This window comes from Streptomyces fildesensis, from assembly GCF_016107395.1.
Taxonomy (GTDB): Bacteria; Actinomycetota; Actinomycetes; order Streptomycetales; family Streptomycetaceae; genus Actinacidiphila; species Actinacidiphila fildesensis.
This window is the reverse complement of record NZ_JAAIKO010000023.1, coordinates 49,739-63,135: the sequence shown is the minus strand read 5'-3', so window position 1 is coordinate 63,135 and position 13,397 is coordinate 49,739. Positions and strand designations below refer to the sequence as shown.

The 13,397-nt window shown below is 70.3% G+C and carries 16 protein-coding genes and 1 pseudogene; 2 read left to right on the top strand and 15 right to left on the bottom strand.

The annotated features are described in order from the left end of the window. The first annotated feature begins 243 nt into the window (after nucleotides 1–243). Both C6N31_RS26055 and C6N31_RS26050 read left to right on the top strand, forming a co-directional pair. Nucleotides 244–687 carry a hypothetical protein gene (locus tag C6N31_RS26055; RefSeq protein WP_198358411.1) on the top strand — a complete coding sequence of 148 codons (444 nt, stop codon included), beginning with the start codon at nucleotides 244–246 and terminating at the stop codon, nucleotides 685–687. Nucleotides 688–765: 78 nt separating this feature from the next. Beyond that, the gene (locus C6N31_RS26050; protein ID WP_198358350.1) at nucleotides 766–1,479 is read left to right on the top strand and encodes a hypothetical protein; all 714 of its coding nucleotides are present in this window, start codon (nucleotides 766–768) and stop codon (nucleotides 1,477–1,479) included. A gap of 186 nt (nucleotides 1,480–1,665) precedes the next feature. Here the strand turns inward: C6N31_RS26050 and C6N31_RS26045 are convergent, their stop codons facing one another. From C6N31_RS26045 to C6N31_RS25975, 15 genes and pseudogenes are all read right to left on the bottom strand, one after another. Continuing rightward, a complete protein-coding gene (locus C6N31_RS26045) occupies nucleotides 1,666–2,484 on the bottom strand; it encodes an SPDY domain-containing protein (RefSeq protein ID WP_198358349.1) in 819 nt (272 codons plus the stop codon). A 16-nt stretch (nucleotides 2,485–2,500) separates the two neighbouring features. Next, nucleotides 2,501–2,791 carry a hypothetical protein gene (locus C6N31_RS26040; RefSeq protein WP_198358348.1) on the bottom strand — a complete coding sequence of 97 codons (291 nt, stop codon included), beginning with the start codon at nucleotides 2,789–2,791 and terminating at the stop codon, nucleotides 2,501–2,503. Nucleotides 2,792–3,484: 693 nt separating this feature from the next. After that, entirely contained in the window at nucleotides 3,485–4,522 is a 1,038-nt protein-coding gene (locus C6N31_RS26035) for an MSCRAMM family protein (RefSeq protein WP_198358347.1), read from the bottom strand. Nucleotides 4,523–4,659: 137 nt separating this feature from the next. Continuing rightward, nucleotides 4,660–5,160, bottom strand: coding sequence for a hypothetical protein (locus C6N31_RS26030; RefSeq protein WP_198358346.1), 501 nt, complete (start codon nucleotides 5,158–5,160; stop codon nucleotides 4,660–4,662). Nucleotides 5,161–5,191: 31 nt separating this feature from the next. Continuing rightward, a pseudogene (locus C6N31_RS26025) lies at nucleotides 5,192–6,071 on the bottom strand (SPDY domain-containing protein). Then, entirely contained in the window at nucleotides 6,068–7,297 is a 1,230-nt protein-coding gene (locus tag C6N31_RS26020) for an ATP-grasp domain-containing protein (RefSeq protein WP_232485662.1), read from the bottom strand. Before C6N31_RS26020 ends, C6N31_RS26025 begins: the two are co-directional and overlap by 4 nt. A 47-nt stretch (nucleotides 7,298–7,344) precedes the next feature. Then, nucleotides 7,345–7,647, bottom strand: coding sequence for a hypothetical protein (locus C6N31_RS26015; RefSeq protein WP_198358345.1), 303 nt, complete (start codon nucleotides 7,645–7,647; stop codon nucleotides 7,345–7,347). 31 nt (nucleotides 7,648–7,678) lie between these two features. Next, entirely contained in the window at nucleotides 7,679–8,914 is a 1,236-nt protein-coding gene (locus C6N31_RS26010; RefSeq protein WP_198358344.1) for an MFS transporter, read from the bottom strand. Next, entirely contained in the window at nucleotides 8,911–9,405 is a 495-nt protein-coding gene (locus C6N31_RS26005; RefSeq protein ID WP_198358343.1) for a regulator, read from the bottom strand. Before C6N31_RS26005 ends, C6N31_RS26010 begins: the two co-directional genes overlap by 4 nt. Beyond that, nucleotides 9,402–10,253 (bottom strand): winged helix-turn-helix transcriptional regulator, encoded by an 852-nt coding sequence (locus C6N31_RS26000; RefSeq protein ID WP_198358342.1) that lies wholly within the window; start codon nucleotides 10,251–10,253, stop codon nucleotides 9,402–9,404. The genes C6N31_RS26005 and C6N31_RS26000 overlap by 4 nt, the downstream gene beginning before the upstream one ends. A 46-nt stretch (nucleotides 10,254–10,299) precedes the next feature. Next, the gene (locus C6N31_RS25995) at nucleotides 10,300–10,710 is read right to left on the bottom strand and encodes a hypothetical protein (protein WP_198358341.1); all 411 of its coding nucleotides are present in this window, start codon (nucleotides 10,708–10,710) and stop codon (nucleotides 10,300–10,302) included. A gap of 10 nt (nucleotides 10,711–10,720) precedes the next feature. Further along, nucleotides 10,721–11,170, bottom strand: coding sequence for a hypothetical protein (locus C6N31_RS25990; protein ID WP_198358340.1), 450 nt, complete (start codon nucleotides 11,168–11,170; stop codon nucleotides 10,721–10,723). Continuing rightward, entirely contained in the window at nucleotides 11,167–11,652 is a 486-nt protein-coding gene (locus C6N31_RS25985) for a hypothetical protein (RefSeq protein WP_198358339.1), read from the bottom strand. The genes C6N31_RS25990 and C6N31_RS25985 overlap by 4 nt, the downstream gene beginning before the upstream one ends. 282 nt (nucleotides 11,653–11,934) lie before the next feature. Beyond that, nucleotides 11,935–12,654 (bottom strand): hypothetical protein, encoded by a 720-nt coding sequence (locus C6N31_RS25980; RefSeq protein ID WP_198358338.1) that lies wholly within the window; start codon nucleotides 12,652–12,654, stop codon nucleotides 11,935–11,937. A gap of 24 nt (nucleotides 12,655–12,678) precedes the next feature. Then, complete coding sequence (locus tag C6N31_RS25975) at nucleotides 12,679–13,380, bottom strand: hypothetical protein (RefSeq protein ID WP_198358337.1); 702 nt, start codon at nucleotides 13,378–13,380, stop codon at nucleotides 12,679–12,681. Between the last annotated feature and the right edge of the window lie 17 nt (nucleotides 13,381–13,397).

The window sequence follows — 13,397 nt, the reverse complement described above, 5'->3', positions numbered from 1 at the left end:
GCCAGTAGGCGCCGAGCAGTTGGGCGAAGGGAGGGGGCGGGGTGGGGCTGGGCATACCCGGTCAACGCCCTCACGCGTTCTACGGAAACGTGCCGTGGCGAACTCGTAACCCCCCGGCTGGACTGCGCATGACGGGCATCCCGGCTAATGCGGCGCGACTGTTGACTTTTGTGAGTTGAAGGCCGCCCGGGGTCTGGGGCACGATCATGACGCGTGCAGGACGAGACGAGGGAGGACGCCAGGGTGTTTCACCGGATACGCCGCCGTGCGAAGGAGCCCAGCCAGGCGCAGCAGCGGTTCCTCGAGTTGTCGGCGCAGTTGCAGGGGCGGGTGCCGTCCGAGGTCGAGCGGGTGCGGGTCGACCTGGAGTACGCCAAGCCGGCTGCCGTGGTGGACGATTTCCTTCCATCGGAGCTGCGGGTTTTGAGCCCCGATCAGGTCGCTGGCCGGATGATGTCCTGGAAGCTGCCGCTCGTCCTGGACGGCGAGATGGTCGCCTGCAGCGAGTGCGGGACGTACCGGGACTGGCTCATCCTCTCCACCCGTAACCAGATCTGGCTGCGCTGCCAGGCCGGCCACCAGCAGCCTGAGCCGCGTCTCGACACCGCCTGGTACAACCGGCACGCCGGCCCCGCGGACGCGGCGCACGCCACGTTCGAGGACTGCCTGCGTCACCTCGGCCGCTGACCCCCACTCCTACGACCCCGCCGGGCCACCGAGCCCGCACTGACCACCCGCCACCTCACACCAAGGGGTCGTTCGATCATGCGCGTCCGCATCGCCATATCCGCCGCTGGCCTCACCGCCATCACGCTCCTCACCGTGCCTGCCTGCAGCACCAACAGCGCCACCGACAGCACCGGGGCCAAGGCCGGCCCCCTCTCCTCCACCCAGACGGAAAAGCCGGCCAGTGCCGCCCCAGCCGCCGCCCCGCTGTCGTCGGCTGCACTGGAATCTCGACTCCTCGACGCGAGTGACCTCGGCAGCGGCTATCCGCGCAAGCCCGACCAGCCGGACCGTAACGACGACGTGGCCGTCGTCGGCTGCCCTGCCCTGAGCGCGCTGGGTGGCGACGCGGCGACGGGCGGCTCGCTCGATTTCCCCCGTAAGGCGGAAGCCACCTTCAGCTACGCCGGTGGCAGGGACTCGGAGATTTCCGAGGAGTTGTACAGCGACAGTCCGACCAAGCTGTCCGTCGGCATCGACCGCATTTTCCGCGCCATGACGGGATGCCCCACCTATCAGGTCATCGTGGGCGGCACCACGATCCATATGGCCTCGCAGAAGCTGGCCGTACCGGGCGGGCTCGGCGACGAGCAGTGGAGCCAGCTCCTGACGTTCTCCGCCGGCGGGCGGGACTCCGTCATGAAGCAGACCGCGATTCGTGACGGCAACGTCCTGCTGATCGTCTCCGGCTCCCCGGCCCTCGTCGACCGCCATCTCGACAAGGGCCTCAATAAGGCGACGGCAGCCAACTGACCGGTCCCCAACGTGCTGCTGCCCCCGACCATCGCGGTCGGGGGCAGCAGCACGTTGTCACGATGGCGGGATGAGCCGGCCCCCCTGACTGCACGGCTCATCCGAGCGCCAGAGGAGCAAAGGAGCCCGGCCTTCCCCTTCGGGAAGACCGGGCTCCGCACGTCAGATCGAGAGCGTCCTCGGACGCTAGGCCGGGGCCCGGAGCAGTCGCTCGCGGGTGGCCTCGGGCAACACTCGGCGCAGGACCGGTGCGGTCGAGCTGAGGGAGGCGGCGAAGGCGGCGACGAGATCGTGGGGCACGCTGGCGCCGAATGATGCCGCCCACAGGCACGGTGCGCCGAGCGCGGGCTCGGCCCACGCCTGCCACCCGGCCCGGCCCACCTCATCGGCCGCGACCGTCAGGGCGCGGGGGTCGGCGTCCTGGATGAGGGGCGGCACCTCGCCGAGGCTGAGGTATGAGGTGAACGACGGGTCCATCGCTCCCGCGTGGGGCTGGTCGATGTCCCGGAGCCACCCGTGCGCGGTGACGGCATCGAGGACCATCTCGGGGCCGGTCAGCGGCACGTCGGGCTGTTCGCGGGCGTCGAGCGCGACGAGGAAGTCGACGAGGACCTCCCCCGGGACATCGGGGGTGAAGTACGCCGACCATGCGGCGAGCGGGCTACTGGTATCCGCGCGGGCGGAGACCTGCCAGGCGATCGGCAGGTCCCCCAGGTAGAACGGCTCATCCGCCAGAACCCACTGGGCCCAGCGCAGCGTGTCCGGACTGATGTGCAGCACGGTGCTGCGCAGGACCTGCCGGTCCCCGTCCGCCTCGTCCAGCTCACGCCGCCCGCGCACGATCGTCAGGCTCGTCCAGCCCAGGCCAGCGAGCGCGTCGGCGACAGCGTCGTAGAAACGACCGTCGTCACCGGCCAGGTGCCGGGGGCCGACCCAGTACGCGGGCTGGACACCGGACGGGGCGGGCGGGTCGATCGGATACTCGGGGTGCAGGAGCGCCTCCAAAGGCTCGGTGCGGTATCTACTGGCCGTTTGCGGTGCGGCGCGGACGGCGCGGGGGCGCCTGGACAGGGCCCTGCCAGGTCAGAGCGACGGCAACCTCAGGTGGCAGATGACCGAGCTGAGTGTCCGCATCACGCCCTTCCGCGAGGTAGACGACGGGACGACCGGTCTCGTCCACGGACGGCACGACCTGCGCGAGACGGTGCGCCATGGGGAAGAACGGGTTCATCGCCAGCCGGACCGGAACGTCCCGGTCACAGGCAGACAAACAGTCCAAGAGATCGCCGACGGTCAACTCCGGGTGCGTCACTGGCAGCCTCCAGGGGTGAGGGAGAACGCTGAGTAGTGGGACTGTCGTGTCGCGGATAGGCGGAGCGCATCCGGTGTTCTTAGCGCCGCAAGTCGCCGGCAGCGCGTCGCAGCGGCGACGACGGTGGCGGCCAGCGCCTGGGTGTGGAAGGACAGGTGGTTCCGCGCAATTCGGCCGTGCCAGGGACCATGTCGTTCCATCCCTCGCCGTCGGTGGCAGACGGTCGAGCGGGAGCCAGCCCAGTTCAAGAGACCGTCCTTGCAGCTGACATATACGCCCATCCCTGCCATCCAAGATCAGGCGGCAACCCTCGACGCTGCCCCGAGCCGGGTTGCCACTGACGCAGCCCACGGGTCTCGTCGGTGGCAGAGAATCCGGGACTACCAGAAGCCGCAGGAGGGCAATCACCTCTCTGACCTGGCATTTCCTCCAGTCCTCTACGTTGACATGCCTCTGCCCGCCTTGGCCAGTCTTTCGTGGATCATTCCTGTCTGCCCCCAGCGAACTGCTGTCCCTGGTCTACGAAGATCCTCGGGGCGGACCATCCGACTGCAACGACCAACGAGTCCCGTCCGGGATCCTGGGCGGAGGTGACGGACGGGGTGAGCGCAGGCGACGGACGCCGGTATACGACGCAGGCCCCCGGGAGAAGGAAAGATCCCGGGGGCCTGCTCGTCGAGGAGTGATCGTGGGCTAGCTGCTCTCGCCGTCGTTGTCCTGCTCGGGCTCAGCTGTCCTGCGGCGACGGGCGCCGAGGAAGGCGCCACCGCCTGCGGCGACGAGGAGCCCGCCGGTGCTGAGGACCCACGCGGTGCCGCCCGCTCCGGTGTGGGCGAGGGACCCGGCCGGGGCAACGGACGGGGCCGCGCTGTTGCTCGCGCCGGCTGCCGGGGCCGGCGAGGAGTCGACGGCCGGCGTACTGCTGTGCGCGGGGCTGGTCGTCGACCCTCCGGGGGCCCCATCGCTTGTCGTGGAAGGGGCGGCTGTGGGCTCGTCCGTCGGCTTTCCTGACGGGTCGGGTTTCGGGACGGTCGCGGTTTTGGCGGTGGTGACGGTCACGGTGACCAGGGCGCCGGGGCCGGCGGTGAACGCTTTCGGGGACTTGTAGGTGTCGTAGCCGGCGGGAGCCTTGATCTGCCTGATCCAGAAGGTGGTCGAGCGGCTCGTCATGGGCAGTTCCCCGCCAGCGGTACCGGTCGGCCCGGTGGTGAGGACGAGCAGGGTCTTGTCGCCGTTGCCGACGTTCACCGTGGCGCCGGGCAGGAGTTTGCCGGTCTTCTCATCCTTGACCTGGAGGAGGAGCGTGGCGGCCTTGAACGGATCCGTGATCGTCAGCCGCGTGGTCGCGCCGGGGGTGACGATGACGTCCTGGTCGGCGACGACGTCGTGGAGCGGGCTTCCCGACGACGTCTCCTTCAGCCGGTACACGCCGGGAGCAAGTTCGTCGAAGAGCACCTTGCCCTGGGCGTCGGCCTTCCCGCGGCCGACCTCCTGGCCGGTGGCATCGAGGAGGAGGTACCCCGCGCCAGCGAGCGCTTCCCCGGCCACGTCGTTCGTGGTGATCGCAACGCTGCCGTCACCGGCTGCCGGTGTCTGGAGCGGCAGAGTGGTGGAAGAGGGTGTCGGTTCGGATGGCTGGGCGGTTGCAGCCGGGGCCCAGGTGAGGGTGCCGACCGCCGCGGCGGCGAGGGCAGCGGATCGGACGGCACCGCGGACGATACGAGCATGCACGAGAAGGAAGACTCCTTGATCAGAGGTGAAGGGTGAGAGGCACATCGGGTCCCGCCCACGCGGGGCCACAGGAGAAGCAGCGGCGTGCGACCAGCGGCGGGCCGGGAAGAGGATGCGCCGCGGAACGCTGGCGCGGCTCAGCGGGCACGGCCACCGCCGTGAGTGGCCTGCGGGGCGGGAACCTCGCGGGCGGTTCGGCCCGCAGCACGGCCGGCGACACGCTGTGCCGCGGCAGCTCGCCAGGCGCCTGGGAACCAGATTTCGGTGTACTGCTGGATGGCGTCGGCCAGCCTGGTGGTAACGGCGCCCTCCCATGGCGGACGGCCCGGGCGGTGGTAGGTGTCGAATGCGCCGTATCGACTGCTGTTCGGAGAAGTGTTGTTGGCTTCGTCGCGGCGGTGGAAGGTGCCGTGGTCCAGGAAGCTGAGGGCCACCGCGTCGATCTCACCCCGGTCCGGGTGGATGACCGCCAGACGCAGTCCGCCGTAGGTGTCCGCGCGAATAGCTCCAGCGAAGGTGATCCGCAGCCGCAGCGGTGCGTCCGGGACCGGGATGGCGAAGTACGTGGCGCCGACGACGGTGCTGTGGTGAAAGGGGAGGCACAGCTCGGCGAAGAACGCGGGGGCCTGCAAGGACAAAGATTGCTCTCCGATCGGGATCGGGCCGGCGCTATCGACACGGGCCGGGTAGGGCTGGCCGGCTGGTGGTGCTCCAGCGCGGGACGCTGGGAGCGGGGAGCGGGGAGCGCGGCCGGGCGCCGGGATGCGGCGGCCCGGCGGACGTCGAGAGGCGTGGGGGCCGGCGGCCCGGGTGGAAGGATGGGGGTGAGCTGGGCCATGCCCCTGACGTAGCTGTAGGTGTCCTCTCCCCATCGGGGCAGCGGGGCCGGGTCGGATACGCACTGGGTGACGGCGGTAAGCAGCGCGACGGGGGTGTCGGTGCTGGCGGTCACATACCAGGCGGGGCGGTCGATAGAGGTGCCGGCCCACAGCTGCCAGCGGGCCTCGCGCGTGGTCAGCTCCGCTTCCGGGTCGAGGTCACCGGTGGTGAACTCCAGGCCGGCAAGCCCATCGGGCGACTGGATCACGAAGGCGCCCCAGCGGGGACGTTCCATCTCCCAGTCCCGCTTGAGGAGAGGAACAACGGCGAAGAAGGGGTCATGCTCGGCGCTGTCGGCGACAGGACGGGCGAGGTAGGCGTCCGGTCCCTGTTCGTACGCTGCGGCGAGCGCGGTGGTGAAGGCTTGGACGAACTCGGTGGGGGTGCTGTCGTTGAAGCAGACGCCCCAGGCCGGCGCCGCGAACGGGTCTTTGTAGGCGTTGATGCGCCACAGGCCGTCGTCTTCGCCTTCGGGCAGGTAGCCGAGGCGGACCCGCCGGTCGGGGGCATGAACGTACGCGTTGCCGAGGTCGTCGTGCTGGAGGTCCCAGCCCAGGGCGAGCAGGGGCTGGAGGGCGGGGTCACCGATCCCGGTGGTGCCCGCGAGGTAGCGCGGGGAGACGTAGACGTCCCCGTCGATGTCGTAGCCCGGGTCGGGTTCGGGGCTCATCGGGCCGCCTTCGTGGTCAGGGTGATCTCGCCGGCGGCCGTATCGAGGCGCTCGTCGACCTGGGCGGTGTCGCGGCCGGTGACGATGTAGAAGCCGGCCCTGGCGGTGAACAGGTCACCCTCGGGCGGTAGAAGGAGCCGGTCGCCGACCTGGCGGATCCACTGCACCTGCCGCAGCCACGGGGTGTGGGCGGCGAAGGGCTGGTTGATCTGCCGCTTGGTGAGGGTGCCGGAGGTGTCCGGGTAGAGCATGCGGATGCCCGCGGCCCCACGCCGTGTCGGGGTGAGGTCCGGGGCAAGGCCGCAGGCGAGGTCGGCTGCGGCTTTGGGCAGGTCGATGCCGGTGGCGAGGTGGACGAGGTGGCCGATCATGTCGCCGCCGATGCGTGCGTTGACCTCGATCAGGCGGGGCTGGCCGTCGACCAGGCGCATCTCGACGTGCTGGACGCCATCGCTGATGCCCAGGGCCTTGACCGCCGCGGCGGCCACGGGGCCGACGTGGGCGAGGAGCGGGTCACCGGCATCGACGGTGTGTCCGGTCTCGTCGAAATACGGGGCGGGGCCAAGGTGCTTGCGGGTGACCGCAACGGCGGTCGTCGCCCCGTGGTGGGTGACGCACTCGACGGAGACCTCCGGCCCGTCGAGGTACTCCTCGACCAGGACAGCGGTGTCCTCCCGGCTCTGGCTCGCTCCGGCCGAGGCGAAGTCGAACGCCCTGGGTAGTTCTTCGGGCCGGTCGATGCGGATTACGCCGATGCTCCCGGCGAGCGCGGTGGGCTTCAGGACGGCGGGATATCCGACGATCATCGTGGCCATGCCCGCCTCCAGCAGAGTCCGGGCCGTCATCGAGGCGGCTGACGGCACTCCGTGGCGTGCGAACAGGGTCCGGGCTGTGGCCTTGTTGCGGCAGCCCCGCATCACCTCGACCGAGTTCGCGGGCAGATCGAGTGCACGGGCGAGACGGGCGGTGGCGACAAGGTGCCACTCATCCCACGTGACGACGCCGGCGAGTTCATGGCGTGCTGCCAGCTCCTGGCCGGCGGCGTGCAGGGCGGTGGAATCCTGGAGGTTGATGACGGCGTGGTCGAGGATGTACGGCTTCTCCCACGACGGCTCCGTGCCGGTCAGCAGGACGACGTCGTAGGCGGCGGCCACCTGCTCCAGACAATAGGAACGAAAGGTCTCATCGCCGGGAGAAACGACGAGCACGAGAGGGCGAGCGGACAAGAAGGGGGTTCTCCGAATCGGTGAACGGCAGGACGAGGGAGGTGTTGTCAGTCGGCGCGGCGGCGACGCAGCTCGAACGCGGTGGCCCACTGGGGGTGCGCTGCGATCAGCTGGCGGGCGTAGAGGGCGGTGAAGTTGTTGTTCAGCCCCGCCACGCCGTGGGGAAGTTGTCGGCGCAGGTCCTCGAAGAGGTCTTTGAGACCGACGCGGGCGGCGCCGGCGGCGAGCTGGCGGGCGGTCATACGCTCCAGCGCGCGGTACACGTGCGGGTGCCGCGCATGGAAGTTGTGGAACTGCTCGGTGATGGTGCGACCGCGCGCACGGTAAGCAGTAGGGCAGATAGTGGGCATGGGGAGTTCTCCACAGGCTGGGGAAACTCTGTCAGGTGCGCAGGGCGGGATCGGTGCGCAGTCGGGCGAAGGCGAGGAACAGCCCGATGGCCTGCAGGAAGGCGCAGGCGGTGATGACGGGGCCGAGCGCGTCGGGCGGGGTGAGCGCGGTCAGGACGCCGGCGATGGGGAAGGGCAGCAGGAGGATGAGGATGGTCGCCGACAGGGTGCTGCCGAACCGGTCCGGGGGGATCAGGCGGGAACGCAGGGTGCGCAGGACCACCGCCAGGCCGCCTTCGGCCGCCATGAGGACGGCGACCAGCACCAGGTAGGAGAAGTAGTCGGGGGCCTGGCCTGCGGCGAGGCAGGCGAGCGAGGCGAGGGCCGCGCACGTGGCGCCGACTGGCCACAGGCCCGCGCGGTCGATCGCGAAGCGGCAGAGTGTGACGCTCAGCAGCGTGGCTGCGGCGGCGGCGGACCAGAGCAGGCCGACGGCGGTGGTGGACTGCCCGAAGTGGTTGACGACGATCACGGGGCTGGCGGCCTGCAGGAGACCAGTGGCCAGGTTGGACAGCGTCAGACCGGCCACCAACCATCCGAGCGCTGGCAGGGAGCGAATGGTCCGCCATCCGGTGCGCAGCCCCGCGCTGGTGTTGCCCTTCGGCGCGCGAGCAGGTGCGACCGGTGAGGGAGGTGTGCGCAGCGCGAGCAGCGCTGCGAGCAGGGAGAGCACGGTGATCACGGTGAGCATCTGCGGGGGGCCGGTGAGCAGGAGTAGTGCTGCGAGTGCTGGTCCGGCCAGGTTTGCGGTCTGGTCGATTCCCAGTAGGGCGGCTTGGACGCGGTGGGCGCGTGCTGCGGCCCGGCGGCTGGCGGCAGCGCCTGCGGTCTCGGCCGCGATGTAACTGAACTCGGTGAGCGCGCCGGTGGTGGCGGCGAGCGCCATCACCGACACGGCCGCCACCGTGCCGTCCGGACGGAGGAGGAGAAGGACCGCGCCGGCGGCGAGGGCCAGCGCGCGGCTGAGGGAAGCGAGGAAGAAGACGACGGAGGCTCCGCGCCGGTCGACGATCGCCCCCGCCCATCCGAACGCCGCCAACCTGGGCACCCACTCCAGGGCGAATGCCAGACCGGTCAGCGCTGCGGAGCCGGTGGTGGTCAGGACCAGGAGCGGGATGCCGTAGGTGGACATGGCGGAGGCGAGGGCCTCTACCGCGCGCGGCAGGTAGATGCCGCGCAGCAGGCCCGCGGTGGGGCGGGCGTGCCGCGGGATGACGCCCCCGCTCACGCGGCAGGCTCGAACTCGACGTGCGCGGCGGCCTGCGCCTCGAAGTGCAGCCGCTGATACAGCAGGGCTCGTACGCGGTTCAGGTCCTCGTCGGCCGCTTGACGGTGGGAGCTTTCGGCGGTGACGGCCACCAAGCTCTGCACCAGGAGGCGCAGGGTGTGCCGCACGCGCGTGGTGAAGTCGCAGACCGGACGCGGGTAGTTGTTGTGCCGTGCCCATCGGGCGGTCGCGTCGTAGAGATCGGCCAGTTCCGTGCCCGCCGGGATCAGTTCCAGTCCGACACCGGGCCCGATCCTGCAAAAACCCATGGCGCAAGCTATTTCGGTGGCTCGGCGCAGTTGGTGCGGCGAGAGGTCAGGCAGGGTGCCGGCCAGCCGCCGCGGGGGGATCGGACCGTGATCGTCGATCTCGGTGATCAACCGGATCAAAGCCGGTGACGTCAGCGCGGCGAAGACATTGCGGAGACCGGTCGAGGTAGAGGAGGCAGTCATCGGCGCGGGCCTCCCGCCGGGAGCACCGCGTTCGGGCGGGCCGCCGCGGTGTGGGAGAACAGATCGCGGTTCTGCCACGTCGGCTGCGCGGTCTCACTGCCCCGGGTCGGTGGCCGTGATGTCGGCGCGGTGGGCACCCGCGAGGGGTTGCTGACCCACTGCAACGCTGTGGGTTCGGCCTGCGGGCGTCCCCAGAGCGGGTGGCGGGCAGCGTGCGTGAGGGGCTGGCCGGCGGCCCACGCGGACAGGGCGCCGAAGACGGGCCCCAGGCCGTCACCCGCTACGGACAACCGGTAGGGCTGCCCCGTACCGCCGGCGGTGACCAGCCCGTCGGTCACGAGCTGCCGTAGCGGCGGGTAGATGTTGGTCCAGTGGCTGCTGGGCATGATGATCTTGGCCAGCGCCTGACCGCTGACCCCCTCGTTGGACTTCAGCACCCACAAGATCGTGGCGGCGTGCTTGCGGGTGAGCAGGGTGAGGCTGTCCTCGATCTGCTCGATCGCGGGCAACGGGCGCTCTGCCGTCTCCAGATACTCCTCGGCCCAGGTGACGATCATCGGCAGGACCGGCAGCAGCGCCGCGCCGCGCTCGGTGTGGCCGTAGGTGACGTGCCGCGTGGTGTGTTCGGTGCGCTGGAGGAGGCCGGCGTCGCACAGGGCCCGCAGTTTGGGATGGAGCTGGCTGTCATGCAGCCAGGACACTTTGCCCGCGATCTCGCTGTAGCGCAGCGCCCGGCCGGAGATGGCCAGCAGGATCCGCACGTTCCAGCGGGGAGTGATCATGGCGAGTGCCTCGGCGACCCGGGCGATGTCAGCGTCGGTGTCGGTGGGCAGACCGGTAAGGGCCAAGGGAGGAACTCCTGGATCGGTAGCAGGGGGTGATGGGCCGCGAGGGTCAGCGGCTGCGGGCGGTACGTGCGGCCGGAGCGGACGCGGCCGGTGCGGCAGACGCCGGGGCCGGTGACGGCGCGGGCGTGGTGACGCGAGCGAGACTCTGCAGAACGGCGGCGACTGTTCTGCTCTGGACGTCGCGGACGGCGACCGCTTCGGCGAGCCGGCGCGCGCAGTCCAGAACGTGGGAGACCTCGTGTCCGCCGATCTGCCGCTCGGGGTGGACGAGCTGGGCGAGGCGGTCGCGGTGGAAGGTGATGCTGCGCTCGGCGAGGGCGAGGTCGTGGTGCATGGCGAGCAGGGCGGCGAGCATGCCGGGCGGCTGGTCCTGGGCGCGGGCTTCGAGATCAGGCAGCGAAGCGCCGTACAGGTCCTCGATCCGTCCGGCTATCTCGCAGGACGTGGAGTGGGGCAATCGGTGGCTTTCACAATCGGCCCGCCGTCGCCGCCCCGGCACGCTGCGGTGCCGGGGTGGCGAGGGTCGGGGGCAGGGTGACGGTGGCCGTGGGCGCTGTCACGCGGGCGGGACGGGACTGCGGGCCGGGCGGTGGCATGGTGCCCAGCAGCTCGCCGAGCGCGGTCCGATAGCCGTCGCGCGCATCGAGGGCCGCCTGCAGCCACTGCGCATCGAAGCGCAGGTCATCGGCTGACAACTCGCCCATGTCGCGGTCGGGCCGCATCGCTTCGTGCACACGGTCACGCACCCGGGCGACCTGCTCCTCGACCACGGTGAGGAATGACCGCAGTTCCAGGGCCCTGAACAGCGCAGGGGGCGCATCGGGCCGGAAGGCCGTTGCGTGCAGTTCGGCGAGCGAGGCGCCGAAGACATCGCACAGGTGACTGTCGGCGCTGCTCGGCGTGAACCTGTCGCTCATCGCTGCGCTGCCTTCCCCGTTCGTGCCGCCGATGCCGGTGCGCTCGCAGGCCGGGGCGCGACGCTGGTCTGCACGGCCGGCCCGGTGCGGTCGGCGCGCTGGAGCTGGCCGGGACGCTGGGCGGCGGGGTCCTTCTTGCCGGGGGCGCCCGGGTCCAAGAGCCAGCGCACGACCAGGGCGCGCCCGTCGCGTGCGGTGACGGCTGCGTTGACGCGGTGGGCGAGGCCCATCGTGGGGTCGTCGACCTCGCTGGGCTGCGTTTCCAGCGCGGCGAGGAGGTCGTCCTCCGCACGGTCGAGGACACTCTGGGCGCCGACGAGAAGGCCGTGCCACCTGACGACCTCGGTGGCATCAGGGCTGGCAGTCGGCTGGACGGCGACCGCGGCCTTCAACTGCGCGATGTCCATGTCGAAGTGGGCTTCGATCTGGTCGGTGAGTACGCCCACGACATCCTGCGTGCTGTCGAATAGTTCATCGGACAAGGGAAACTCCTTTCCTGGGGGCGTAGGCGCCCGGATTGCAGAGGTAGAGAACTGGTGGACGAGGATGGACGAGCGGGCAACGCGCTACGTCGTGACCACTTGGCCGGGGGAAAAAGCTGTTCGGGTTGAGCGCATGCGGAAGAAACCTCCGTGCAGGCATAGGGATTGCGTTGAATCGCACCGACGTTGCTGCCCGGCGTCTGAATAAGAGTCCGGAGAATCGCCGGTTTGGCCAACCGGCGATCGTCGGCTATGTTGCGCGGCGCCAACCGGTATTGATGTTCAACGCGAGCGCCCGGGCGGACGCGCAGCGGGGGCCATCGGGCGCGCAGCGGGGCGGGTGAAGGAAGTGGCCGGGCGGACGGGTGGGAGAGGCCCGGCGGTGCCGGCGATCCGCTCGTCGCACCATTGGAGGGCTTCCTCGACGGTGGCAAAGCCGCCCTCGCGCAGGGTGTGGGTCCATGTTTCGGTGTCGACTTCTTCGACTACGACGCGGAACGGTGAAGGGGCTCGTTCGTCCATCGCGCGCAGGGCCACGACGGTGACCCAGTCGTTCGGGTCGTCGCGGGTGTAGGAGTACCCGTACGCGAAGTGGTCTCCGTCCCCCATGAGTCGCAGCTCCAAGGCGCGTGTCGCCTCGTCTGCCGGAGCAGGGCCCAGGTCGGGGTTGAGGTCGATGGCCGTGGCGGGGCAGCCGCGGTGAATGAGCCAGGATTGCGCCATCGACGCCAGGGGCAGGGTTTTGGCTTCGAACCTGAACGTCTTCGCCGTCACATCGCGTTGCAGATGCAGTGCAACGATCTGCGGGTCTCCGGGATGGCCCCAGGTGGCCGCGCTGTCGTGCAGGACGTAGAAGCTGTTCGTTCCGGAGGGGCTGTGATGTTCGGCCAGGGGAAGCAACTCGTCCTGGCACACCCCGATCGTGATCCAAAATGCGCGCTCGGTCTGTGGGTCCGCGGCCTCGAAGCCGTCGAGGTGAAGATCGAGTTCGGGTGTGGGCAAAGGTCTCCTTCTTGGCGGCCGGATTCAGCGGCGGGGCCGGATGGGGGCGACGGGCCATGTTCCGGGCCTGGGCGCCGGTGGTGCGGCTGCCGGCCGGTGACTGCGGCTGCCGGCAAGTGCGGCACGGCCCGTATCGGTCAAGGTGACCGGCTGCCCGGCCTCGACTGTGTGGCTGGTATCGCGGGAGACCAGTCCGGCTGCTTCGAGCCGCTGCAGGTGGGCGTACGGAATCCTGCTGCCGGAGGCGGTGGGCACCGACATCCGCCCCGTGAGCAGGTGCGCGTGCACCTTGGCGCCGGCCGCGAGGGACAGCAGCGCCGCCTGGTCGCCAGCCGAAATCGGTTCTCCTCCGTCCGACGGACCGTCCTGCGCCGTGGCCTCGATCGGTTCCAGAGCGGCGATCACCCGCTGCTCTGCGGTGTCACGTGTGCCGGCGGCTTCTTCCAGCTGGTCCACGGTGCGGTCGATGCGCGCGAACAGGGGGCCGTCGACGGGGAACTCTCCGCTGGTCAGGCGGTGCAGGAGGGTGCGGTAGAAGGTCACACCGGTTTCCGCGTGGGCCAGCTCGCGGTGCCGGTCGATCAGGTGGGTGAGCGGCTCTTCGAGGACGCCGCGGTCGCGGTAGGCCCACAGGGTGTCGACGTCATGGCCGGTGACGGCCTCGATGCGGTGGTCGAGCGAGGAGACCGCACGCCGGGCTGTTGCCGGCGCGGGATCAGGGGGCATAGGCGAAGGCTCCGTGG

Coding starts and splice junctions, on each gene's coding strand:
- C6N31_RS26050 (WP_198358350.1), top strand. CDS start 766: ATGCGCGTCCGCATCGCCATATCCGCCGCTGGCCTCACCGCCATCACG.
- C6N31_RS26015 (WP_198358345.1), bottom strand. CDS start 7,647: ATGCCCACTATCTGCCCTACTGCTTACCGTGCGCGCGGTCGCACCATC.
- C6N31_RS26005 (WP_198358343.1), bottom strand. CDS start 9,405: ATGACTGCCTCCTCTACCTCGACCGGTCTCCGCAATGTCTTCGCCGCG.
- C6N31_RS25990 (WP_198358340.1), bottom strand. CDS start 11,170: ATGAGCGACAGGTTCACGCCGAGCAGCGCCGACAGTCACCTGTGCGAT.
- C6N31_RS25975 (WP_198358337.1), bottom strand. CDS start 13,380: ATGCCCCCTGATCCCGCGCCGGCAACAGCCCGGCGTGCGGTCTCCTCG.